This window comes from Brachybacterium epidermidis, assembly GCF_015209585.1.
Classification (GTDB): Bacteria; Actinomycetota; Actinomycetes; order Actinomycetales; family Dermabacteraceae; genus Brachybacterium; species Brachybacterium epidermidis.
On sequence record NZ_JADEYR010000001.1, the window covers coordinates 180,312 to 201,440 of the forward strand.

Sequence of the window (21,129 nt, forward strand, 5' to 3'; positions counted from 1 at the left end):
TGCATCGTAGTGCTGATCAGGGCTGTCAGAGGGTGCGCAACGGGACATCGCCGGATGGCGGCAGCGGCTCAGCTGAGCTTGAGGGCTGATCAGCCTCGGGCCTCTGAGCTCTCAGCTGCTGACACCCAAGGCGGAGCCGATCGTCGCGTCGTCCTCCAGCACCTCCAGCATGCAGGCGGCCAGATCGGCGCGCGGGATCGTACCGCGCAGCGTGCCAGGCTCGGAGGTCTCCAGCGTCTGCCAGGAGCCGGTGGCCGGCTTGTCGGTGAGCCCGGAGGGCCGCACGATGGTCCAGTCCAGGCCGGAGGCCATCACCGCCGCCTCCTGCTCCTCGTGATCGGCCAGGGGCTTGGCCAGCACCAGCTTCATCGGCAGGCGCAGCGCCAGCGGCATCTGCTGGGCCGACTCACCGGCACCGAGCGAGGACTGCACCAGCAGGCGCCTCACGCCCACCTGCTTCATCTGCTCGATGACGGTGCGGGTGACCGCCGCTCGATTGTGCGCGACGCCCTTGGCCCCGCCGACGGTCACCACCACGGCGTCGGCCCCGGTGACTGCCAGGCGTGCGACGGCCGGGTCGGAAGCGCTTCCGAGCACGCGGTCAGCGCCCTCGGGGACGGTGCCGCTGCGGGTGACGACGGTGACCACGTGACCGGCCTCGATGGCGAGCGCGGCCAGCTGGGCGCCGGTGCCCTTGGCTCCTCCGACGATGGTGATCTGCATGGTGACCTCTTCCTCTGATGGGCCCTGTGGCCCGGTCCGGGTGCGATGTCGGCCCGGGAGCTCCACGCTAACCTGTGCAGATGAGCGCCATCGCCTGGTCCCGAGGCCACTGGACCACCGAGCCCGCCGCCGTCACCGAGGACGGGGAGGACCTGCTGATCACCGCCGTGGAGGGCTCCGATGCCTGGCGAATCACCTCCTACGGCTTCGTGCACGACTCCGAGCACGCCCTGCTGGTGCCGGGGTCGTGGGCGAGGACGGTGCGGCGGATCTGCAGCTGGTGCGGGTGATCCCGCTGGCTCCCGAGTGCGAGGTGGAGGCGGGGCCGCTGGTGTGTGCGCCCAGCAGGCCCGGTCTCACCGTCACCTTCCACGCCTGGCGACTGCTGGAGGCCGACGCCTCCCTGCACTGACGGTGCCGCCTCGCCGACGCAGACCCCTCCTCACGCGCGACGCAGCTTCCCCATCACCTCGTCCAGCATCGTCTCGGTGAGACGACCGGTGAACGTGTTCTGCTGGCTCACGTGGTAGCAGCCGATCAGACGCACCGCCCGGCCGTCCGGCATGCCCAGCGAGGCCTGGGCGCCGTGACCGAACCTCGGGGCGGGCCGGGGCACCGTCCAGCCCAGGCGGCGGGCAGTGCGCAGGGTCTCGGTCCAGGCGATCCCGCCGAGTGCCAGGATCGATTCCAGGTGAGGGGAGAGCAGCTGGATCTCACGGTCAAGCCATGGTGCGCACGTGGCCTTCTCGGTGGCGGTGGGGAGGTTCTGCGGGGGAGCGCAGTGCACCGGCGCGGTGATCCGCACCCCGGTCAGCTCGAGCCCGTCGGCCGCGTGGCTCGAGGTGGGCTGGTTCGCGAGACCGGCGCGGTGCAGCGCCGCGTACAGCCAGTCGCCACTGCGGTCCCCTGTGAAGATCCGGCCGGTGCGGTTGGCACCGTGTGCAGCCGGGGCCAGTCCCACGATCAGGGCGTGCGCCTGCGGATCGCCCCAGCCCGGCGCGGGCCGACCCCAGTAGGGCTGATCCGCATAGGCCGCGCGCTTCTGACCTGCGACCTGTTCCCGCCACTGGACCAGACGCGGGCAGGCCTGGCACACGGACACCAGCGCGTCCAGCTCGTCGAGAGCGCGGGCCCGCGCTGCAAGGCGAGCCACCTGCGCGGGCGTCGTCGCGCGGATGGTGTCGGAGGGCGCTGGGTCACCCGGCCATCCGCTGCCCGGTGGTACCGGGGAGGGGTGCGGAACGCCGGTCCCGGGGTGCGGCAGCAACTGGTCCATACCAGCAGGGTGTCACGTCGGACCAGCAGAGTGTCACGTCGGACCTGCAGGGTGTCACGCTGACGGCGGTGCCGCGCGCCGCAGCGGGGTTTGACAGACGACCGGCCTCAGCGCCCTTGCGCACCTCAGCAGCGGGGGTTGCGCGAGCCGCGGGCGTTGCGCGGGTGGTTGCGGGCTCGGCGCCCCGACCCCGGGTGGTGAGCCGGGGCGCCGACCGTGGGGTCAGGAACGGGTGGGGTACTTCCCCTCCGCCTCGATGCGCTGGTTCAGCTCGGTCAGGTACTCATCGGCAGGGAAGTCCACCAGGTCGATCTCGCGACCGGTCCATGCCGACAGCTGCATGCCGGAGGCCAGGCGCACGCCGTTGATGCCCTCGGCACCATCGGCGATCAGGGCAGTGCCGTCGTTGATGTGCGCGGCGAAGTTGGTGAGCACGTCCACGTGCTGGGCGCCCCACACCGACTCGTACTCCTTCACCTCGGTGCTGAACAGGTCTGCGGTGTTCATCTCGCCCTTGAAAAGGCGGCCCACATCGGCCACGGACATGCTGTCGCTGATGCTGCGCTCGTCCTTCGTCAGGCGGGTGATGGTCACCTTCGTCGAGGCGTCCACCACGATCTTGCCCGCGTCGAACAGCATCTCCAGTCGGTCGGTGCCGGCGATGTCGCTGGTGGAGGTCAGGAAATGACCGGTCGCCCCGTCGCCGAAGTCCACCAGGGCGTTGACCTCGTCCTCGGTGGCGATGTCCCGCTGGAAGCCGAAGGCGAGCTTCGCGAACACCTTCTGCGGGGTGCCGGCCAGCCACTGCCACAGGTCCAACTGGTGGGGGGCCTGGTTCACCAGCACGCCACCGCCCTCGCCACCCCAAGTGGCGCGCCACTCCGACTGGTCGTAGTAGGCCTGGGGGCGCCACCACGTGGTGATGATCCAGGAGGTGTGGCGCAGCCGGCCCAGCTCACCGGAATCGATGAGGGCCTTCAGGTCCGTGTACACCGGGTTGGTGCGCTGATTGAACATGATCGCGAAGGTGGTCTCCGGGTGCGCCGCGGCGAACTCGTTCATCTGCTCGACCTGCTTCGTGTACACGCCGGCCGGCTTCTCCGTCAGGGTGTGGATGCCCTTGCCGATGGCCGCGATGGTCATCTCGGGGTGCAGGTAGTGCGGGACCGTGGTCACCACGGCATCCACATCCCCGGAATCCAGCATCGCGATGTAGTCGTCGTAGAAGGCCACCCCGGGGTGCTGCTCCTCGGCCAGCTGCTTCTTGGCGGGATCGATGTCGCAGATCGCGCCGAGGGACATGCCCTCGACCCTCCCCTCGGCGATGAATCCGGCGTACACGCCGCCCTGGGCACCGAACCCGATGATCCCGAGTCGCACGTTCTTGTCGGTCATGGTGTCTCCTTCGTCGGTTGTGACCCTGGGATCGGTGGTCAGTCGACCTTCAGCTCGCCCATCGGGCCCCAGCCGTCGCCCTCCACCTGGTGGGAGACGATCTGCGGGGTGGCCGAGAGGTACTGCGGGAACTCCTCCTGCATGGCCTTGAAGTGATCGGACTGGACGTGCGGGGCGGCACCCTCGTCGGTGAACGCCTCGATCAGCACGTAGGTGTTGGGGTCTTTCACGCTGCGGGACCACTCGAACCACTTGTTGCCCGGCTCGGCGAGGGTCTTCTCGGTGAACTCTCGGGAGATCTCCGGCCACTTCTCCGCGTACTCGGGCTTCACCGGGAACTTCACGTTGATCAGGATCATCGCCTGGTCCTCTCTCATCGGCAGGGGTGGGTCGGTGCCACCATCCTGCCTGCTGCCCACCGGCCGGGGGAAGTCCGGTTCTCGGCACGCAAGAACAGCTGCCCAGCGGAACGGGAGCGGGCGACGACGGGCGGGGTGTCATCCCTGCTTCATGCCGAAGGCCCCCGCATCTCCACCGAAGTGGGCGGGATGCGGGGGCCGCGGCTGCTGCCGGTGATCGTGCGGTCACCGGTCCTGCGGGGATCGCAGAACCCGCGGACCGGTGGCGATCAGTGGATCAGTACAGGTTCAGGAACGTCTGGAGCACCTCGACGGTGTCCTCGTCGATGTCCTCGGAACCGTTCTGGGCGGCGCCGATCTCGTGCTGGAGGCCGGCCACGGTCTTCGGGCCGATCACGCCGTCCTGGTCGGTCTTGGCCCAGGCCTGGAGCGCCAGGGTGGTCTCCTCGTTCATCTCACCGGTCTGCTCCACGCCCAGCCAGTCCTGCAGGGCGGTGATGGTCTTGGGGCCCATCTTGCCGTCCACCTTGAGGGTGCCGGCGACCTTCAGATCAGGAGCACCGGCCGGTGCCGTCTGCTCCGGCGTCGTGGGAGCCTGCTGAGGCGCCTGCTGCTTCTTCTCGGGCTTCTGGGGTGCCTGCTCGGTCTCCTTGGTGAAGCCGTTCTCGGTGCAGTTGTCCGGGATGCCGTCACCATCGCAGCTCCAGTCGCCCTGCCGCTCGCGGGCAGGCTCGCTCTTTCGGGAGGAACCGGAGTCCCTGCGCTCGCTGCGGCTGCTCGAGGCGCCGGAGTCCCCACGGCTCTCCTGCTGGTCGGAGTCCTCGCGGGAGTCCTGGTCGCCGGAGTCCTGCTCCGGAGCCGGGGCACCGCTGGTGTCGGAGCCGCCGCTGAGGTGCACGCCGCAGGTGGGCCACGCACCCGGGCCCTGCATCGACAGCAGCACCTCGGCCGTGGCGATCTGCTGGGACTTGGAGGCAAGATCCGCGCGAGGCGCGTACTGGGTGCCGCCGGCGGCCTCCCAGGAGGACTGGGAGAACTGCAGCCCGCCGTAGTAGCCGTTGCCGGTGTTGATGCTCCAGTCGCCGCCGGACTCGCAGGCTGCGACGTCGTCCCAGCCGGAGGCCGCGTTCGCGGCGGTGCCAGTGGCGAGCATGCCGGTCGCGACGAGTGCGCCGCCCGCCAGGGTGGTGGCGGTGCGGGCCATGCCGCGCCGCAGCAGGGTGGTCTTGGTGGTCTTCGCGTGTGTGGACATGTGAAGCCGTCCTCTCGCGTTGCTCGGGTGTGTGGACGTCGGCCACCGTAGTGCTCCCCCGCCCCCGGTGATCAAGGCCTTCCGGGGTACCTGACGGAGATTTGACCTGGACGTGCCGCTGCTGGGAAGAAATCCGTATCCGCGTCGGTGGGAACGAGCCCGCCGTGACCAGTGCTCTTGACCGGTCCTCGCGCTGCGGTGCCCGCCGGTGTGACATGGTGCGCATCCGGGTCGCGCATCTCACGGGCGGCCGCCCCCCGCCGCCGCAGGCGAATCTCCTGCCCGCCTGCCGGGGCGGCCGGCCCACCTGGCGTAGCCTCAGATCATGGGCATCGACGATGATCTCGACCCCGGGGAGGGCACCGCTCTGAACCCCCAGGAGCTGCTGGGGCTGGACGAGCTGCTGGAGCAGTCGCAGCGCGGCAGCGAGGCCGACGACCTGCGCGAACTGCGCGCCTTCCTCACCCGACTGCCGATGCTCGGTCCCTACAACGCCGCTCTCGTGCAGCTGCAGCGTCCCGGCGCCCACTACGTGGCCTCCCGCAGCGTGTGGGCCCGCGAGTTCCACCGCCGCGTGCTGCCCGGGGCCAGGCCCCTCATCATCCTGCGGCCCTTCGGGCCGGTGGACCTGGTGTACGACATCGCCGACACCGACGGACAGCCCGTCCCGGAGGGCGCCCTCGCCCCCTTCCGCATCGACGGTCCGATCACCGAGGAGGGCCTGACCGCGTTCACCTCCCTGCTGCCCAAGGCCGGTGTCCTCTACCGAGAGGAGGCCGTCGGCTCGCAGCTCGCCGGGACCGTCGAGCCGATCGATCCGCCGCTCACGCGCGAGGGCGCCCGCCGCTCCGTCCCCCTGCGGCACGCCGTGGTGGTCAGCTCCCAGCTGGACCCCACGGCCCGCCTGGTGACGGCGTTCCACGAACTCGGGCACGTGTTCGCCAGGCATCTCGAGCACCGCACGGAGTCCACGGTGCGGCCCGGCAGGCCATTGGACCTGCACAGCCGCGAGTTCGAGGCGGAGATCGTGGCCTGGCTGCTCGCCGCGCGGCTCGGCATCGACTCACCCGCCGGGGAGTACCTGGCGGGCTATGTGGAGGCCGACGGCACCGTGCCGCCCTTCTCCCTGCAGGCAGTGGTCTCGGCCGCCGGCAGGATCGAGTCGATGGCCGGAGGGCTCGCCCAGCTGGCTCGGCTGCTGCGCACCGGACAGACCATCACGGACTCCCCGGCCCACGGCCCGCACCAGGAGGAGCTGGACCTCGGCGCGTGGGCATGACCCCGCCGGTAATCGAGGAGACACCCACCATCACCAGCGCGGCCGGCACCGCCGAACAGGACGGCGAGCATCAGCCCTTCGATCAGTGCAGCCGCCGGTCCCCGGGCAGGAGGATGCGCAACCAGTGGTGGCCGTACGCCCCCACCTCCAGGGCGAGCTTGCCTCCCTTGGTGACCTCGTACCGGTCACTGCTGAACAGGTCCAGCACCCCGGTGCCCTCCTCGACGTCCTCGAGCGTCACCGTGATGGAGGTGGCCTCGGGAGAGAGGTTGTGCACCAGCACGGAGCTCGCGTTGCCGCCGCCGAAGGGACTCCAGGTGCAGCGGTGGGCCAGAACGGAGGGTGCCTCGTGGTCGAGGACCTCGGCATCGCCCATGCCCACCTCGGGGCACTCACGGTAGCGGCGGGCCAGCAGGCTCACGAACGACAGCAGCGAGTCGGGGTCGGAGCGCTGGTCCTCGGCATTGACGTGCTCGGGACCGTACCCGCCCCCGGTCAGGGGCGCGACCAGCCGCGAAGGGGCCACGGTGGAGAAGCCGCCGTTCTTGCCACTGGTCCACTGCATGGGGGAGCGCACCGCGAGCCGACCGGGGATCTCGAGGTTCTCGCCCATCCCGATCTCCTCGCCGTAGAACAGAACGGGCGTGCCCGGAAGGGCGAACAGCAGTGAGTAGACCATGCGCATCGCCCGCGGGTCCCCGTCCACCATCGGGGGCAGTCGACGCCGCAGCCCGCGGTCGTACAGCTGCATGTCCTCCTCGGGCCCGAAGGCGTCGAACACTTCCTGCCGCTCCTGGTCGCTGAGCTTGTCCAGGGTGAGCTCGTCGTGGTTGCGCACGAAGTTCGCGAACTGGTTGTTGCTGGCAAGCTGCGGGCGGCGCTTCAGGGTGCGCGCCATCTCCGTGGCGTCCTGTCGGGCCAGGGACAGATACATCCGCTGCATCAGCTCGAAGTCGAACATCATGCTGAGTTCATCGCCGTTCTCGCCGCCGAAGAACTCCATCTGGTCGGGGTACTCCAGGTTGACCTCGCCCAGCAGCATGGCATCGCCCCGTCGGCGCTTCATGAAGGAGGTCAGCTCGCGCAGGTAGTCGTGGGGGTCGGAGTAGACGTCGGTCCACTCCTGCGGGATGCCGCGCTCCTGGATGAAGAACGGCACCGCGTCCACCCGGAATCCGTCCATGCCCAGCTGCATCCAGAAGCCGACGATCTTGGCGATCTCCTCCTGCACGGCCGGGTTGGCGATGTTGAGGTCGGGCTGCTCGGAGTAGAAGTTGTGCAGGTAGTACTGGCCGGTCCTCTCATCGAGGGTCCACAGCGAGTTCTCCGCATCGGGGAACACCACATCCTCGGAGGTGTCCTCGGGCGGATGGTCGCGCCACACGTAGTAGTCGCGGTAGGGGCTGCTCTTCGAGGATCGCGCCTTCACGAACCAGGGATGCTTGTGGGAGGTGTGATTGACCACCAGGTCCATGATGACCCGCATCCCGCGATCCTTCGCCGTGCGGATCAGCTCCACGATGTCGCCGTGATCCCCCAGACGGGGATCCACGCCGTAGTAGTCCGTGATGTCGTAGCCGTCGTCGCGGCCCTCGGTGGGCATGAACGGCATCAGCCACAGGCAGGTGACGCCGAGCTCGGCCAGGTAGTCGATGCGCTGGCACAGGCCGTCGATGTCACCGGTGCCGTCGTCGTTCGCATCGAAGTACTTCTCGATGTCCAGGCAGTAGACGACGGCGGTCTTCCACCAGTTGTCAGCGGTCTCGGTCTTCAGCATGATCGCTCCTCAGGTCGTGACGGGGGCTGGTGGATCGGAGGGGACTCCACCTGAACGGGTGGGGACTCAGCGCAGCTGCGGCAGCACCTTCTCGCCGAAGGCCTCGATGAATCCGCGCTGCTTCTGGCCGATGTGGTGGAGGTACACCGCATCGAAGCCCAGCGAGGCGAGGCCATGGATCTGCTCGGTGAGCCTGCCCAGGTCCGAGGAGATCAGCGCCGCACCGGCCACGCGCTCGGCGGGGACGCCCTCCTCGCTGACGGCGTCGTAGTCCGCCACCCGCAGATCGGTGTTGGCGGGCGAGGTGAACACGTTGGAGCGCCACTGCTCGTAGGCGATGGCCTGTGCCTCGTCCTCCGTGGGCGCCCAGCTCAGGTGGACCTGCAGGATGCGGTGGGGCGCACCCCCGGCGTTCTCCCAGGCATCGAGCATCTCGGTGAGCTTCTCGGGGGGCTGGTTGACGGTGGCCAGGCCGTCGGCCCAGCGTGCCCCGCGCACGGCGGTGTCCACGCTGATGGCCGGGGCGATCAGCTTGGGCTTCGGATCGGGCACCTCCCACACCGTGGCCTGGTCCACCGTCACCAGGCCGTCGTGCGAGACGGTCTCGCCGTCCAGCAGCCGGGAGATGATCTCCACGCATTCCTCGAGGCGCTGCTGACGCACCTCCTTGCGGGGCCATCCCTCGCCGGTGACGTGCTCGTTGGCGTACTGGCCGGTGCCCAGGGCGGTCCAGAACCGGCCCGGGAACATCTGCCCCAGGGTGGCGATGCCCTGGGCCACGATCGCCGGGTGGTACCGCTGTCCGGGGGCGCTGACGGTGCCGAAGCTGAGCTCGGTGGTGGCCAGGGCCGCGCCCAGCCAGGACCAGGCGAGCCCCGAATGGCCCTGCCGCTTCGACCAGGGCTCGAGGTGATCGGAGCACATGGCGGCCTGGAAGCCTGCCTGCTCGGCCAGCTGGACGTCGGCCAGCAGCTGCCGGGGCGAGATCTGCTCGTGGGAGGCGTGGAAGCCGTAGACGGTCATGGTCCGTGTCTAGCAGAAACCGGTGAACGGCATCACGGATCCGGGTGTGACCGGCATTCTCATCGGCATGCGCATCGCCCGGGGATCCTCGCCGCGGTCTCCGCCGTCCATCTGGGTGCCCAGCTGCTCGGAGATGGGCCGACGGCCCCCGCACCGGAGTGCAGGGGCCGTCCTGAGCGAGCGGCACGAGGGCCGACTCGTGCCCGCCGTCATGCCGGATCAGGGGTGGTTGCGCTGCCCGTCGACGTCGGCGGGGGCGTCGGGCTCGTGGCTCCCGCGGGAGCCGGGGTTGGTGTCCGCCCCGAGTGCGGCGTCCTGGGCCGTGCTGTCAGCGTCACCGGCAGCGCGGATGGCGGCCAGCTCGAGGCCCTCCGGGCTGGTGTCGGTGCGCACGCCCTTCTCGCGGTCCGCGGAGCGCTTGTCGGCCACCAGGTGCGCCTCGCGCAGCAGCTCGGTCAGCGGCTTCTGGTCGCGCTCCTCGAGCAGGTCCTGGTACTTCGGCGGGAGGTTGGCGATGGTCTGCTCGTTCTCCAGCATGCGCCGGAAGATGCGCTCGCGCTCCTCCTCGAAGGAGGTGTAGGTCATCTGCAGGTACGAGTCGGCGTCGCGACGGGCACTGGAGACCGCCGCCTTGGCGCGGCCCCTGCGGCTGGTCAGCGAGGCCACGATGGTGAAGGCCAGGATGCCGATGATCACCGACAGCGACAGCGTCGTGGTCACCTCCACAACCGGCACGGGCTGGCCGTCGTTGATGAAGGGCAGCTCGTTCTCGTGCAGGGCGTGCAGGATCAGCTTCACGCCGATGAAGGCGAGGATCGCCGCCAGGCCGTAGGACAGGTACACGAGGCGATCCAGCAGGCCGTCGATCAGGAAGTAGAGCTGACGCAGGCCCAGCAGCGAGAACACGGTCGCGGTGAACACGATGTAGGTGTTCTGGGTGAGGCCGAAGATGGCGGGGATCGAGTCCAGGGCGAACAGGATGTCGGTGCCGCCGATGGCCACCATCACGAGCAGCATCGGGGTCATCATCCGCTGTCCGTCCACGTGGGTGAACAGCTTGTCCCCGTCGTAGTGGTCCGTGGTGGGCAGCAGCTTCTTCGCGATCCGGATGACGAAGTTGTTGGCCTCGTCCTTGTCGTCGTCCTCCGGCTTGAGCATGTTCCCGGCGGTTAGCAGCAGGATCAGGCCGAAGAAGTAGAACGCCCAGGAGAAGTTGTCGATGATCGCGGCGCCGCCGGCGATCATGCCCGTGCGGGCGATGATCGCGAAGGTGATGCCGAACAGCAGCACCTTCTGCTGGTCCTCGCGGGGCACCCGGAAGGCGGACATGATCACCAGGAACACGAACAGGTTGTCCACCGAGAGCGCCTTCTCGGTGATGTACCCGGCGAAGTACTCGGTGCCCATCTCGTGGCCGGGGGTGAAGAACCACAGGATCACGCCGAACACCAGGGCGATCCCCAGGTAGATGGCGGACCACACCGCGGCCTCGCGCAGCGTGGGGATGTGCGCCTTGCGCACGTGGAAGATGTAGTCGAAGGCCAGCAGGCCGATGATCACCAGGACGGTGATGATCCAGATCAGGGGGGAGACGCTCACGAGTTCTGCTTTCCGGGTTCGACGGAGGGACCCGGGTCTCTCCACCCGCGGGCGAGGAGGGGATCCTCACCGGCGGGCCGCTGCACCCGGAAGGCCGACGACGGTCTTCGTGCTGACGGGCACAGCGTTAGGGATACTCCCCCGATGCCCGACGCAGTCTACAGCGAGGGCCCCGACCGCGAAATGAGCTCAGGTCGACTGAAACGGGTATCACGTGGCACCCCGGCCCGACCGGGCCGGGGCGCCGCGGGCGCGTCCGGGTCAGTCACGGTCCTCGAGCGCCTCCTCGAGCTCTGCCTTGCTCATCGAGGAACGGCCCTCGACGCCCTGGCGCTTGGCGTCCTGGTAGAGCTGGTCCTTGGTGCGTCCCTGGGTGCCGGAGCCGGAGCGTTCGCCCCCGCGCTGGGCAGGGGACTTGTCCTTCGTGGAGGTGGGACTGGACTGCTCCGCCTCGCCCTGCTGGGCACGGGTCTTGTTGACGGTGCGGGCGGCGATCTCCTGCGCGGTGTCCTCGCTCTCGCCGCGATCCTCGAGCCCGTCCTTGATGTGCTCGTACTGGCGCTCTCGCTTCTTGCTCCAGCCCTCCGGCATGGCGGCCCCTCCCTGCTCGGCGGGCCCACGGGGAGCGGGCCCGGTGTGTCCTCCCAGGGTAGACCGCGTACATCCGAGGGGCTCCGAAGCGCACCGGACCCAGGGCGATCACCTCCGAGGCAGCGCCCGGATCCGATCGTCGGTCCGAGGCTCCGATCGGTCAGAAGGTGAAGCTGCGGAACAGCAGCAGTGCCAGCCCCAGGCCCACCACCAGGTTCACCAGGGTCGCGACGAAGAACACCAGCACTGGCTTCCAGCCCGCGTCCTTGGCGGAGGACACGTTGAACTCCAGCCCGATCGACACGAACGCGAGGGTCAATGCCCACGTCTGCAGCTCCTTGGCCGCGTCCAGGCGAGGCTCGAGCACATCGGCCGCGACGGACTCGGCCAGCACGGTCGCGATGATCGAGGCGACGATGAATCCCAGCACGAACTTCGGGAAGCGCTGCCACAGCATCGCCAGTGACGCGCGGTCCCCGAAGCGCGGCGGTGCGGCCGGCTGGCCAGCGGCGGGTTCGGTCCCGGCTGAGGCGCCGGCGGGTGCAGCCTTCACCGCGAAGTAGAGGGTCAGCAGCACGGCCACCACGCCCAGCAGGGCGTTCTGGGTGACCTTCACGATCGAGGCGATCTGCAGCGGCTGCTCACCGGCAACGGCTCCGGCAGCCGTCACGGCTGCGGTGGTGTCGATGTTGCCGCCGATCCAGGCGCCGGTGACAGCATCGGGCAGCCCCATCAGGTTCGCCAACCAGGGGAGCAGGAAGATCGACGGCACCGCGAACACGATCACCAGGGTCGCGGTGAACGCGAGCTGCTCCTTCTTCGCCTGCACCGCGCCCGCGGCGGCCACCGCCGCGGAGACCCCGCAGATCGACAGCGAGCTGGCCAGCAGCGCTCGCAGGCGGTCGTCGATGCCCAGCAGCCCGGCGAACCACCAGGTGAACAGGAACACCACGGTGATCAGGGCGATGGCCTGGAGCACGGCCGGTCCTGCGGCACGCACTACGACCGCGAAGTTGATGGTGGCGCCCAGCAGCACCAGCCCGATCTTGATGAAGAACTCGGTGCGGAACGCGGCGGTCATCCGGTCCCGCACCCCGGTCAGGGAGAGCACGGCGTTGCCCAGGAAACCCAGTGCGATCGCGTAGACGGGGTACTCGATCGACTTCGCGACCTTCCCGAAGCCGGTGCCCTCGGTGGCGCCGGGAAGCCACTCGGTCAGCAGCCGCACGATCCCGGCCAGCGCCACCACGATCACCAGCCCGGCGATGGTCCACGGCAGGGAACTGCGCGGCGTCGCCTCAGCGACGGTGGCTGCTGGGGAGCCGACACCGGTGGCGGATGCTGGGGGAGGCGCTGCGGTCTCGTCGCGGTGGGCGAGCGGGGAGGCCTCGGTGGCGGTGATGCCCTGATCCTGATGCCGGGAGTCGCTCACGGGATCAACTCCGGGGAGATCAGCCCGCCCATGCAGGCGGCGAACAGCAGCAGACCCACCAGGGTGGCTGCCCAGTCCTCGTTCAGGGAGAACCGCTTGTGGTCATCAGGTGACTCTGGACGCCTATTGCTGTTCACCAGTGCTCCTCGGTCAGAGGCGGGGCGTCCGGCCGGACCCGTGAGGACGGGCGGCCGCCACCGCGGAACGATCCCTCGCACTGTAGGTCATGGAGCGCCCCCGTTCCGCGCCGCACTCCGCCATGCGGTCCGGTGTCCATCCGGGTCTCACCGGATGTTCGCCCGCCGTCATGTGCTGTTCGCGTGCGCGACACCGGCAGCCCGGGCCACCGCACGCCAGTCACGGGCAAGGGACTCGACGGTGGCGTGGGCGTTGAGTCCGCTCGGCTGCGGCACCACCCACAGGTCCGTGCCGGTAGGCCAGGCGGCTGGAAGAGGAGACCCCTGCCTGCCCAGCTGCGCCCGGGGCAGGCCGAACGCACTGCGGTAGGCCGTGATGCCCACCACGGCGACCACCGTCGGCCGCAGGTGCTCCACCCGCTCCACCAGGTGCCGGCCGCCCTCCTGCAGCTCGTGCACGTCCAACTGGTCGGCGCGGGCGGTGGCCCGCCCCACGAGGTTGGTGATGCCGATTCCCCGTGATGTCAGCTCCCGCCCATCGGCTTCGTCGAGCCCGCAGGAGGCGTCGATGAGGTGCCCCGTCAGGCCCGCGCGGTGCAGGGAGGCCCAGAAGCGATTGCCGGGCCGGGCGAAGGGAGCATTGACGGCAGCCGTCCACAGGCCGGGGTTGATCCCCACCATCAGCAGCCGCAGCGGATCCCCGAGCGGGGGCAGCACGTCGTCCATCGCCTGCGGGTCATCGGTGGCGAACCGCTGCAGGTCCTCGCGCGTGGGTCGTCGGCCCTGGAGCGGGGAGGGGCGTCGGGTGCGCATGCTCTGACCCTAGACCGGGCCTGCCCAGTCCCGGGCAGCTGCTCCGGGCTGAGCAGGGCCGGCCCCCGGAGCCTCGGCCGTGCTCCCGGACCTGGCTACCCTGAGAGAATGGACGTGCGCATCGAGCCCGGGGACATCACCGCCGTCGCAGTGGACGCGATCGTGAACGCCGCCAACTCCTCACTGCTGGGCGGTGGGGGCGTGGACGGCGCCATCCATCGGCGGGGAGGCCCCCGCATCCTCGCCGCCTGCCGGCAGCTGCGGGGGAGCGCCCTGCCTGATGGCCTGCCGGCAGGTCAGGCCGTCGCCACCACGGCCGGCGACCTGCCGGCGCAGTGGGTGATCCACACAGTGGGGCCGGTCCATTCGAGCAGCGAGGACCGCTCCGCGGTGCTGGCGTCGTGCTACCGCGAGTCGCTGCGCACCGCCGCTGACCTCGGAGCCCGCTCCGTGGCCTTCCCCGCGATCTCCGCCGGCGTGTACGGCTGGCCGATCGACGATGCCGCTCGCATCGCGGTGAAGACGATCCGCGAGACCGCCCCCGAGGTCGATCACGTCGTGGACGCGGTGGTGCTGGTGCCGTTCGGCACCGCAGCGGAGCGGGCCTTCCGGGCCCGGCTCGAGGCTTCCTGACCCCGGGCCGGCGGCCCGGGCCGACTCAGCCGGTGGTGGGCGCGTCGACCACCTCGACGCCGTCCACGAACCAGCCGCCCTCGAAGCGACGCACGTAGAACCGCAGCTGCGCCTCCACGTCCTGGCCGTCGCGCTGGTACGTCTCGGTGACCTCGAAGATCGCGTAGCCCTGGCGGTTGACGCGCTCATCGACCGTGTAGTCCAGCGCACCCATCTGCGAGGTCATCGTCTCGAAGGTCGCGCAGTCGTCCAGCTGGGTGGTCTGGCGGTACTCCTCGGTGGTGGACTCCTCGAACAGCCGGCAATCGCCGTTCTCCATCGAGGTGTAGAAGTTCTCGAGGGTGTCCTGGGGATTGCCGCGGTTCAGGATCTGGTACCCCACCAGGCCGGCCACGCCCAGTGCGATCAGCAGGGCGAGCAGGGAGCAGCCCCCCAGGACGACCCAGTGCCAGGTGGGCCGCTTGGCCTTGCCGGGCCGTGAACCGGCAGGACCCGCGGGGTGGGGCTGCGCGAAACTCATGTCGTCTCCTCATGATGCGGAATGCACTGCACCGAGTATTCCGCACCGGAGTCCGTCGTACACCGGGACCGGATGGGGAGAAATCCCCATCCGTGCGTTGCGGTCTCCGTCAGGCCGAACGCGCTTGACTAGCCTGGAGCGATGATCGCCACTGATGCCGCCGGCCCCGTCGGATCACCCACCAGCAAGGACGGTGCAGGCTTCGTCGCGCAGTCGGCGCTGCGATGTCGCACCCGGCCCGGGGAGCGCTTAGAGCAGGAACTGCCTCCGATGCCGGGCGCGGGGGATCTCCGGGGCCGCACGGTCGGTGCAGACGATGTGCTGCGCTGCTACCTGTTCCCCGAGCTGGACCCCGGTCTCACCTGGGGCGCCACGTACGTGGCCGTGGATCTTCAGTTCGAGGACGGCACCCGTCTATCCGAACTGGGGCCCGTGGACCAGTACGGCACCGAGGCCACGGCACGCGGAATGGGGGAGGGGAGGATCCTCTACGCCGATCAGTGGAACGACGTCCAGGTGGGGCTCGAGGCCGCGGCAGGCCGCACCATCGCCCGGGTGCTGCTGGTGGCCGATCCGCCGCCGGCACCGCTCATCGAGGGCACGGAGGACGCCGCGGACGAGGAGGATGCGCGCAGCAGCAGTGAGCTCGTCACCTGGATCGACGGCCCCTACCTCGCGCCCGTCCCGCAGGACCCACCCCTCGATGATCCCGTTGCCTGGGTGGACACCCGCCGCGGCACCTACGCCTCCGGGGACTTCTCCCGCGGCAACACCCTGCCGCTGACCGCCTGGCCCAACGGCTTCGCCTTCTTCACCCCGATGACCGATGCCCGCACCCGGCGCTGGGTGTACGAGTACCACCGCGCCAACGACGGGCAGAACCGGCCGCGCCTGCAGGGCATCGGCATCTCCCACCAGCCCAGCCCGTGGATGGGGGACCGCAACCAGTTCGTGGTGATGCCCCTGCAGGGCCAGGGCCCCGATGCTTCCCCGCAGGCCCGCGCCCGCGCCTTCGACCACGCGCGTGAGACAGCACGGCCGGACCTGTACGCCGTCGAGCTCGACGGCGGCATCGGTGTGCGGCTGGCGCCCACTGACCACGGCTCGATCCAGGAGTACACCTTCCCCGCCGATGGCCAGCCCGCCCACCTGCTGCTGGAAGGGGTGGACGAGCATGCCCGGATCGATGCGGCCGGGGCCGTGCTCGACGGCTCTGTGCACGCCTGGGTGGACTCCGGGCTCGCGGAGGGCTACGCCCGCGCCGATGGCGCCACCCGCATGTACATCAGTGCGCAGCTGGACCCGGCCCCGGCGACGGTGAAGCCCGCCGATGGCGCGAACCCCGGCGCCAGCCTGCTCACCTTCGCTCCCGGCACCACGCGGGTCACCCTGCGGCTGGTCACCAGCTTCATCGGCCGGGACCAGGCTCGCCGCACCTACGCCCAGGAGGTCGAGGGTCGCAGCCTCGAGCAGGTCAGGGCCGCCGCCCACGCCGCCTGGAAGGAGCGGCTGGACGTGATCAGGGTCGGGCACGCCACCCCGGCCCAGCGCCGCACCCTGGCCGGCAACCTCTACCGGCTGAACCTCTACCCCAACTCGCACTGGGAGAACGCCGGCACCATCGAGCGACCCGTCCCCGTGCACGCCAGCCCCGTGCTGCCGGTGAAGGGGAACGCCACCGACACCCGCACCAACGCGCAGGTGCTGCCCGGCAGGATCCACGTCAACAACGGCTTCTGGGACACCTACCGCACCGCCTGGCCCGCCTACGCGCTGCTGTACCCGGAGCTGTGCGCGGAGCTCGTCGACGGCTTCGTCCAGCAGTTCCGCGAGGGCGGCTGGATCGCCCGCTGGTCCTCACCCGGGTACGCCGACTGCATGACCGGCACCAGCTCCGACATCGCCTTCGCCGACGCCGCCGTCAAGGGTGTGCCCCTGCCGGACCCGCTGGGCACCTATGAGGCCGGGCTGCGCAACGCCACCGTCACCCCGCCCTTCGCCGAGGTGGGCCGCAAGGGCAATGAACGTGCGGTGTTCACCGGGTACGTGGACACCGACACCCCCGAATCGGTCTCCTGGGCCCTGGAGGCGCACATCAACGACGCGGGGCTCGCCGCCCAGGCCGAGCTGCTGGCGGCCGACGAGGACCTGCCCGAGCAGCGCCGCCGGACGCTCCGCGAGGAGGCCGCCTACCTGCGCGCTCGCAGCGCGAACTACGTGCTGCTGTTCGATCCGCGCATCGGGTTCTTCCAGGGGCGCGGGCCCGACGGCTCCTTCTCCCAGGGGCCCGACGACTTCGATCCGTGCGTGTGGGGAGGGGACTTCACCGAGACCGACGGCTGGAACTTCGCCTTCCACGCCCCGCACGACGGCGAGGGGCTGGCCGACCTCCACGGTGGTCGCGAGGGCCTGTGGGAGAAGCTCGAGGAGTTCTTCGCGACCCCGGAGCGAGCCGACCTCAAGGGCATCTACGGCCACGTCATCCACGAGATGGACGAGGCGCGGGCCGTGCGGATGGGCCAGTTCGGGATGTCCAACCAGCCCTCCCACCACATCCCGTTCCTGTTCCACCACGCCGGAGCCCCGCACCGCGCGATGCAGATCGTGAGGGAGGTGCAGCGCCGGCTGTTCGTGGGCGAGCAGATCGGTCAGGGCTACCCCGGGGACGAGGACAACGGCGAGATGAGCGCCTGGTGGCTGCTGACCGCGCTCGGCCTGTACCCCCTGCAGCTCGCCAGCGGTCGGTACCACGTGGTGGCACCACTGTTCGACCGGGCCGAGGTGCGCCCCCTCGGTGGCGCCGCGTTCACGGTGGTGGCCGAGGGCCAGGCACCCGCGCATCCGTACGTCACCTCCCTGACCGTGCGCGGCCGTGAGCACAGCGTCGCCGCGATCGAGCACGCGCAGCTGCACGGAGAGCTGAGGTTCACGCTCGCCGCCGACCCCGGCGACTGGGGCGAGGTGCCCCCCTCGCCCACCCCCGAGGGCGGGCACCCCGAGGCCCTGGTGGACCTGCTGGAGACCGATCCCGAGGACCCGCTTCTGGACGACGACTCGCGCACGGAGCGGCACTGGGACACCGCCAGCTGCGTGATCGACCTTCCGCGGCTGCCGGGCCCCGGCCGGGCGCGCTTCCTCACGCTCACCTCGGGTGCCGAGGAGGGCGGGGACCCGATCGCGTGGCGGCTCGAGGGATCCGACGACGGCTCCAGCTGGACGCTGCTGGACGAGCGCTCCGATCAGCACTTCCGCTGGCGGCGGCAGACCCGTCCCTTCGAGATCGCCTCGCCGCAGGAGTGCACCCACCACCGCATCGTGGTGATCGCCGCCGAGGGCCCGCTGCGGCTGGCTCAGGTCGAACTGCTGCTCTGACCCGCCGGGGCCTTCGCGTCGACCGCCCCGCCGGGCCCCGTCCTGTCAAGTGCCTGCTGCGAGGCCGGCGTGGGCAAGCCCCCTGCCGAAGCCCGAGCTGCGCGACTCATCAGACCGCCGGTGCCCGTGGCGGGGGTGCCCTGCCTGCGGCCCAGCAGCACGAACGGCAGGGTCAGCAGTGCCCAGCCGATCGCGATCACCGCTGCCTCGACCAGCAGGTACTGCGGCCAGGGGCCCATCAGATCCAGGATGCTGGGACCGGCCGGTGCCCGGTTCAGGTACGCGTAGTTCGTCCCCATCGTCATGTTCGCCGTGAAGGCGAGGGTGGCCCATCCCAGCGTGGCAGCGTAGGAGAAGCCGTACCCCCGCCAGGTGGGCCGGTACCCCAGGCCCCAGATCAGCACCACGGGGACCACGACGCCGCTGCCGTGGGAGATCCAGTACTGGAAGAACTCCAGCGGCACCCAGACGAAGTAGTTCACATCCGGGGTGAGCACGGACTGCATGTTCAGGGTGAGGCCCCAGTAGCAGGCCACCACGATCATCCAGGGGCGGCGCAGGATCATCGCGGCCGGCAGCAGGTACCTCAGGGCATCGGAGAAGTGCAGCGGCAGGGATTCGTCGATGTTCCACGCCCACGGCATGAACCCCCACAGCGTCCACAGCGCGGCGTTGAGCAGCAGCACCCAACCGGCCACCCGCAGCGCGCGGTCGACCTGTGCGGGGTCCGTGCGCCGGGCCCACAGCACCAGGGCGACCGAGCACAGGACGATGAGGATCAGCACGGTGATGTGCTCGACGCCGTACGGCGCCATACGACCCAGGGGAGGAGGAGTCATGGGGCGAGTATGCCTCTGCCGGGCCACGTGGCAAGGGCATCACTCCTGGGGCCGCTCCCGGAGAAGATGCGGACCCCCGATTCCCGGACCGAATGGTCATGGTGAACATGCTGGCCCGGGCGATGCTCGTTCCGGCCCGGACCGCCCCGCAGCGGACCGCGAGCACTGACGACCCCGGGGCCACGCGACGCGGACGGCCCCGCCGAGCCGGTGCTCGACGGGGCCGTCGTCCGTCCGGGGGAGGGCGATGCTCAGATGCGGGGGTCGGCTGCGGTCTCGGTGTCGCGCTGATCGCCCACGGCGGGGTGCTTCTGCTTCCCGGCGTCCACCCGGCGGGAACCGCCGTCCTGAGCCCCTGTGCCGTGGCTCGCGTCGGCAGCGATCTTCTCGTCGGCCTCGTCATCCCCGCGGCGGCCGAAGGGCAGCACGTGCATCAGCGCCACGATGATCGCGCCGATGCCCAGGCCGATCAGGAACGAGAAGAAGGTGTTGATCAGCCATCCCAGCACGCCGCCGCCCACGGCCACCTCGAGGCCGTGGATCCACCCGTAGGGCTGGGCCAGCCCCAGATCATGGGTGCTGACGAGGATGATGTGGCCACCCACCCACAGCATCGCGATCATGCCCACGTAGCTGATCACCTTCATCACGGTGGGCATTGCGGTGACCAGGCGCTGGCCCAGCTTCTGCTTGGCGGGGGAGTCGTGGTCCTTGGTCATGGCCAGGCCCACGTCGTCCATCTTCACCAGGATCGCCACCGCGCCGTACACCAGCGCCGTGATGCCGAGGGCCACCACCACCAGCACCGCGGCGCGGATCCACAGCGAGTCCTGCTCGATGGAGTTCATGGCGATCACCATGATCTCCGCAGAGAGGATCAGGTCCGTGCGCACCGCGCCCTTGACCACAGAGTCCTCGGCGTCCCCGCCCTTGGCGGACGCGGGCTTGCTCTTTTCGTGGCCGCGTACCAGCTCCCATACTTTCTCGGCGCCCTCGAAGCTCAGATAGAGGCCGCCGAATATCAGCAGCACCGGCAGCAGCCACGGGGCGAACACGCTCAGCAGCAGCAGGATCGGCAGGATGATGACGATCTTGTTGAACAGGGAGCCCTTGGTGATCCGCCATATGATCGGCAGCTCCCGCTTGGGCTTGATGCCCTGCACGTACTGCGGGGTGACGGCGGTGTCGTCGATCACCACACCGGCGGCCTTCGCACCCGCGCGGGCGGAGGCGGCGGCCACGTCATCGGCGCTCGCGGCAGCGAGGCGGGCCAGAGCGGCGACGTCATCGAGCAGGGCGGCAAGTCCACCGGCCATGGTGCGGTTCCTTCCGGGGGCGGAGGCCGGCGGATGGCACGGCCCGGCTCAGAATACGCTGACGAGCTGGAGGCGCGACGGCAGCCCGACCACCCGGTACCGCCCCTCGACGGTCACAGGCAGGAATGGCAGGGTGGGAACATGAAGATCACACTCATCGGAGGACACGGCAAGGTCGCCCTTCTCGCCCAGCCGCTGCTGGTGCAGGCGGGCCACGAGGTGCGGTCCGCGGTGCGCAATCCGGACCACATCGCCGACATCGAGCTCACCGGCGCCCGACCCGTGGTGACGGACATCGAGCGGCTCGATGCGGAGGGCTGGGGGGAGCTGCTGAGCGGCACGGAGGCCGTGGTGTGGACGGCCGGAGCCGGGGGAGGTGACCCGAAGCGGACCTGGGCCGTGGACCGCGATGCCGCGATCGCCGCCATGGACGCCGCCCAGCGTGTCGGAGCGCGTCGCTTCGTGATCGTCAGCTACTTCGGCGCCGGCCCTGGCCACGGGGTGCCGGAGGGCGACGACTTCTACCCCTACGCCCAGGCCAAGACGGAGGCCGATGAGCACCTGCAGAACAGCGGGCTGTCCTGGACCATCCTGCGCCCTTCCGCCCTCACCCTGGAGGAGCCCAGCGGGCGCATCGACGTCACGGCCACCGAGGGCGCAGAGGTGTCCCGCGCCAACGTGGCCCGGGTGATCACCGCGACCCTCGAGCACGAGAGCACCATCGGCCGGGTGATCGAGTTCAACGACGGCGACCAGCCGATCGACGAGGCTCTCGAGAGCCTGGACTGATACC

General features: G+C 70.0%; 19 protein-coding genes and 1 pseudogene. 5 read left to right on the forward strand and 15 right to left on the reverse strand.

Annotated elements, in window-relative coordinates:
* Positions 1-111 precede the first annotated feature (111 nt).
* On the reverse strand, positions 112-723 hold the full coding sequence (locus tag IOE58_RS00855; RefSeq protein ID WP_193864536.1) for an NAD(P)-dependent oxidoreductase: 612 nt from the start codon (positions 721-723) through the stop codon (positions 112-114).
* Positions 724-803: 80 nt separating this feature from the next.
* Here IOE58_RS00855 and IOE58_RS00860 point away from each other — a divergent pair.
* Positions 804-1,135: pseudogene (locus tag IOE58_RS00860) on the forward strand (DUF1349 domain-containing protein).
* Between the two features lie 30 nt (positions 1,136-1,165).
* On the opposite strand, the gene IOE58_RS00865 reads toward IOE58_RS00860, so the two are convergent.
* The 4 genes from IOE58_RS00865 to IOE58_RS00880 form a co-directional block, all read right to left on the reverse strand.
* Positions 1,166-1,999 carry a uracil-DNA glycosylase gene (locus IOE58_RS00865; RefSeq protein ID WP_193864537.1) on the reverse strand — a complete coding sequence of 278 codons (834 nt, stop codon included), beginning with the start codon at positions 1,997-1,999 and terminating at the stop codon, positions 1,166-1,168.
* A 222-nt stretch (positions 2,000-2,221) separates the two neighbouring features.
* The gene (locus IOE58_RS00870; RefSeq protein WP_193864538.1) at positions 2,222-3,394 is read right to left on the reverse strand and encodes a Gfo/Idh/MocA family protein; all 1,173 of its coding nucleotides are present in this window, start codon (positions 3,392-3,394) and stop codon (positions 2,222-2,224) included.
* Positions 3,395-3,432: 38 nt separating this feature from the next.
* Entirely contained in the window at positions 3,433-3,753 is a 321-nt protein-coding gene (locus IOE58_RS00875; RefSeq protein ID WP_193864540.1) for a putative quinol monooxygenase, read from the reverse strand.
* Between the two features lie 277 nt (positions 3,754-4,030).
* The gene (locus tag IOE58_RS00880) at positions 4,031-5,005 is read right to left on the reverse strand and encodes a transglycosylase family protein (protein WP_193864541.1); all 975 of its coding nucleotides are present in this window, start codon (positions 5,003-5,005) and stop codon (positions 4,031-4,033) included.
* Positions 5,006-5,330: 325 nt separating this feature from the next.
* On the opposite strand from IOE58_RS00880, the gene IOE58_RS00885 reads away from it, so the two are divergent.
* Positions 5,331-6,284, forward strand: coding sequence for an ImmA/IrrE family metallo-endopeptidase (locus tag IOE58_RS00885; RefSeq protein ID WP_193864542.1), 954 nt, complete (start codon positions 5,331-5,333; stop codon positions 6,282-6,284).
* Positions 6,285-6,366: 82 nt separating this feature from the next.
* Here IOE58_RS00885 and IOE58_RS00890 read toward each other — a convergent pair whose 3' ends face one another.
* The 7 genes from IOE58_RS00890 to IOE58_RS00920 form a co-directional block, all read right to left on the reverse strand.
* Positions 6,367-8,061, reverse strand: a complete 1,695-nt coding sequence (locus tag IOE58_RS00890) for an alpha-amylase family protein (protein ID WP_193864544.1) — start codon at positions 8,059-8,061, stop codon at positions 6,367-6,369.
* 66 nt (positions 8,062-8,127) lie between these two features.
* Positions 8,128-9,084 (reverse strand): TIGR03885 family FMN-dependent LLM class oxidoreductase, encoded by a 957-nt coding sequence (locus IOE58_RS00895; RefSeq protein WP_193864545.1) that lies wholly within the window; start codon positions 9,082-9,084, stop codon positions 8,128-8,130.
* 219 nt (positions 9,085-9,303) lie between these two features.
* Entirely contained in the window at positions 9,304-10,683 is a 1,380-nt protein-coding gene (locus tag IOE58_RS00900; RefSeq protein ID WP_193864547.1) for a TerC/Alx family metal homeostasis membrane protein, read from the reverse strand.
* Between the two features lie 261 nt (positions 10,684-10,944).
* Positions 10,945-11,274 (reverse strand): plasmid stabilization protein, encoded by a 330-nt coding sequence (locus IOE58_RS00905; protein WP_193864548.1) that lies wholly within the window; start codon positions 11,272-11,274, stop codon positions 10,945-10,947.
* A gap of 160 nt (positions 11,275-11,434) precedes the next feature.
* Positions 11,435-12,706 (reverse strand): YeiH family protein, encoded by a 1,272-nt coding sequence (locus IOE58_RS00910; RefSeq protein ID WP_259891178.1) that lies wholly within the window; start codon positions 12,704-12,706, stop codon positions 11,435-11,437.
* On the reverse strand, positions 12,703-12,843 hold the full coding sequence (locus tag IOE58_RS00915) for a hypothetical protein (RefSeq protein ID WP_193864549.1): 141 nt from the start codon (positions 12,841-12,843) through the stop codon (positions 12,703-12,705). The genes IOE58_RS00910 and IOE58_RS00915 overlap by 4 nt, the downstream gene beginning before the upstream one ends.
* Positions 12,844-13,011: 168 nt before the next feature.
* The gene (locus IOE58_RS00920) at positions 13,012-13,656 is read right to left on the reverse strand and encodes a mismatch-specific DNA-glycosylase (protein WP_193864550.1); all 645 of its coding nucleotides are present in this window, start codon (positions 13,654-13,656) and stop codon (positions 13,012-13,014) included.
* Between the two features lie 108 nt (positions 13,657-13,764).
* Here IOE58_RS00920 and IOE58_RS00925 point away from each other — a divergent pair, with 108 nt between their 5' ends.
* The gene (locus IOE58_RS00925; protein WP_193864552.1) at positions 13,765-14,289 is read left to right on the forward strand and encodes an O-acetyl-ADP-ribose deacetylase; all 525 of its coding nucleotides are present in this window, start codon (positions 13,765-13,767) and stop codon (positions 14,287-14,289) included.
* 25 nt (positions 14,290-14,314) lie between these two features.
* Here the strand turns inward: IOE58_RS00925 and IOE58_RS00930 are convergent, their stop codons facing one another.
* Positions 14,315-14,809: a nuclear transport factor 2 family protein gene (locus IOE58_RS00930; protein WP_193864554.1), complete on the reverse strand. Its 495-nt coding sequence runs from the start codon at positions 14,807-14,809 to the stop codon at positions 14,315-14,317.
* A gap of 141 nt (positions 14,810-14,950) precedes the next feature.
* Between IOE58_RS00930 and IOE58_RS00935 the strand changes: the two genes are divergently transcribed.
* Positions 14,951-18,181 carry a GH92 family glycosyl hydrolase gene (locus IOE58_RS00935; RefSeq protein WP_193864555.1) on the forward strand — a complete coding sequence of 1,077 codons (3,231 nt, stop codon included), beginning with the start codon at positions 14,951-14,953 and terminating at the stop codon, positions 18,179-18,181.
* Here the strand turns inward: IOE58_RS00935 and IOE58_RS00940 are convergent.
* Together IOE58_RS00940 and IOE58_RS00945 are read right to left on the reverse strand one after the other, a co-directional pair.
* Positions 18,160-19,020: a YwaF family protein gene (locus IOE58_RS00940; RefSeq protein WP_228018439.1), complete on the reverse strand. Its 861-nt coding sequence runs from the start codon at positions 19,018-19,020 to the stop codon at positions 18,160-18,162. The genes IOE58_RS00935 and IOE58_RS00940 overlap by 22 nt on opposite strands.
* A gap of 251 nt (positions 19,021-19,271) precedes the next feature.
* Positions 19,272-20,336: a DUF808 domain-containing protein gene (locus tag IOE58_RS00945; RefSeq protein ID WP_193864556.1), complete on the reverse strand. Its 1,065-nt coding sequence runs from the start codon at positions 20,334-20,336 to the stop codon at positions 19,272-19,274.
* Positions 20,337-20,477: 141 nt separating this feature from the next.
* Between IOE58_RS00945 and IOE58_RS00950 the strand changes: the two genes are divergently transcribed.
* A complete protein-coding gene (locus IOE58_RS00950; RefSeq protein WP_193864558.1) occupies positions 20,478-21,125 on the forward strand; it encodes an SDR family oxidoreductase in 648 nt (215 codons plus the stop codon).
* Positions 21,126-21,129 lie beyond the last annotated feature (4 nt).

Coding starts and splice junctions, on each gene's coding strand:
- IOE58_RS00875 (WP_193864540.1), bottom strand. CDS start 3,753: ATGATCCTGATCAACGTGAAGTTCCCGGTGAAGCCCGAGTACGCGGAG.
- IOE58_RS00950 (WP_193864558.1), top strand. CDS start 20,478: ATGAAGATCACACTCATCGGAGGACACGGCAAGGTCGCCCTTCTCGCC.
- IOE58_RS00925 (WP_193864552.1), top strand. CDS start 13,765: ATGGACGTGCGCATCGAGCCCGGGGACATCACCGCCGTCGCAGTGGAC.
- IOE58_RS00940 (WP_228018439.1), bottom strand. CDS start 19,020: ATGACTCCTCCTCCCCTGGGTCGTATGGCGCCGTACGGCGTCGAGCAC.
- IOE58_RS00895 (WP_193864545.1), bottom strand. CDS start 9,084: ATGACCGTCTACGGCTTCCACGCCTCCCACGAGCAGATCTCGCCCCGG.
- IOE58_RS00930 (WP_193864554.1), bottom strand. CDS start 14,809: ATGAGTTTCGCGCAGCCCCACCCCGCGGGTCCTGCCGGTTCACGGCCC.
- IOE58_RS00905 (WP_193864548.1), bottom strand. CDS start 11,274: ATGCCGGAGGGCTGGAGCAAGAAGCGAGAGCGCCAGTACGAGCACATC.
- IOE58_RS00870 (WP_193864538.1), bottom strand. CDS start 3,394: ATGACCGACAAGAACGTGCGACTCGGGATCATCGGGTTCGGTGCCCAG.
- IOE58_RS00890 (WP_193864544.1), bottom strand. CDS start 8,061: ATGCTGAAGACCGAGACCGCTGACAACTGGTGGAAGACCGCCGTCGTC.
- IOE58_RS00935 (WP_193864555.1), top strand. CDS start 14,951: ATGATCGCCACTGATGCCGCCGGCCCCGTCGGATCACCCACCAGCAAG.
- IOE58_RS00865 (WP_193864537.1), bottom strand. CDS start 1,999: ATGGACCAGTTGCTGCCGCACCCCGGGACCGGCGTTCCGCACCCCTCC.
- IOE58_RS00880 (WP_193864541.1), bottom strand. CDS start 5,005: ATGTCCACACACGCGAAGACCACCAAGACCACCCTGCTGCGGCGCGGC.
- IOE58_RS00885 (WP_193864542.1), top strand. CDS start 5,331: ATGGGCATCGACGATGATCTCGACCCCGGGGAGGGCACCGCTCTGAAC.
- IOE58_RS00855 (WP_193864536.1), bottom strand. CDS start 723: ATGCAGATCACCATCGTCGGAGGAGCCAAGGGCACCGGCGCCCAGCTG.
- IOE58_RS00920 (WP_193864550.1), bottom strand. CDS start 13,656: ATGCGCACCCGACGCCCCTCCCCGCTCCAGGGCCGACGACCCACGCGC.
- IOE58_RS00945 (WP_193864556.1), bottom strand. CDS start 20,336: ATGGCCGGTGGACTTGCCGCCCTGCTCGATGACGTCGCCGCTCTGGCC.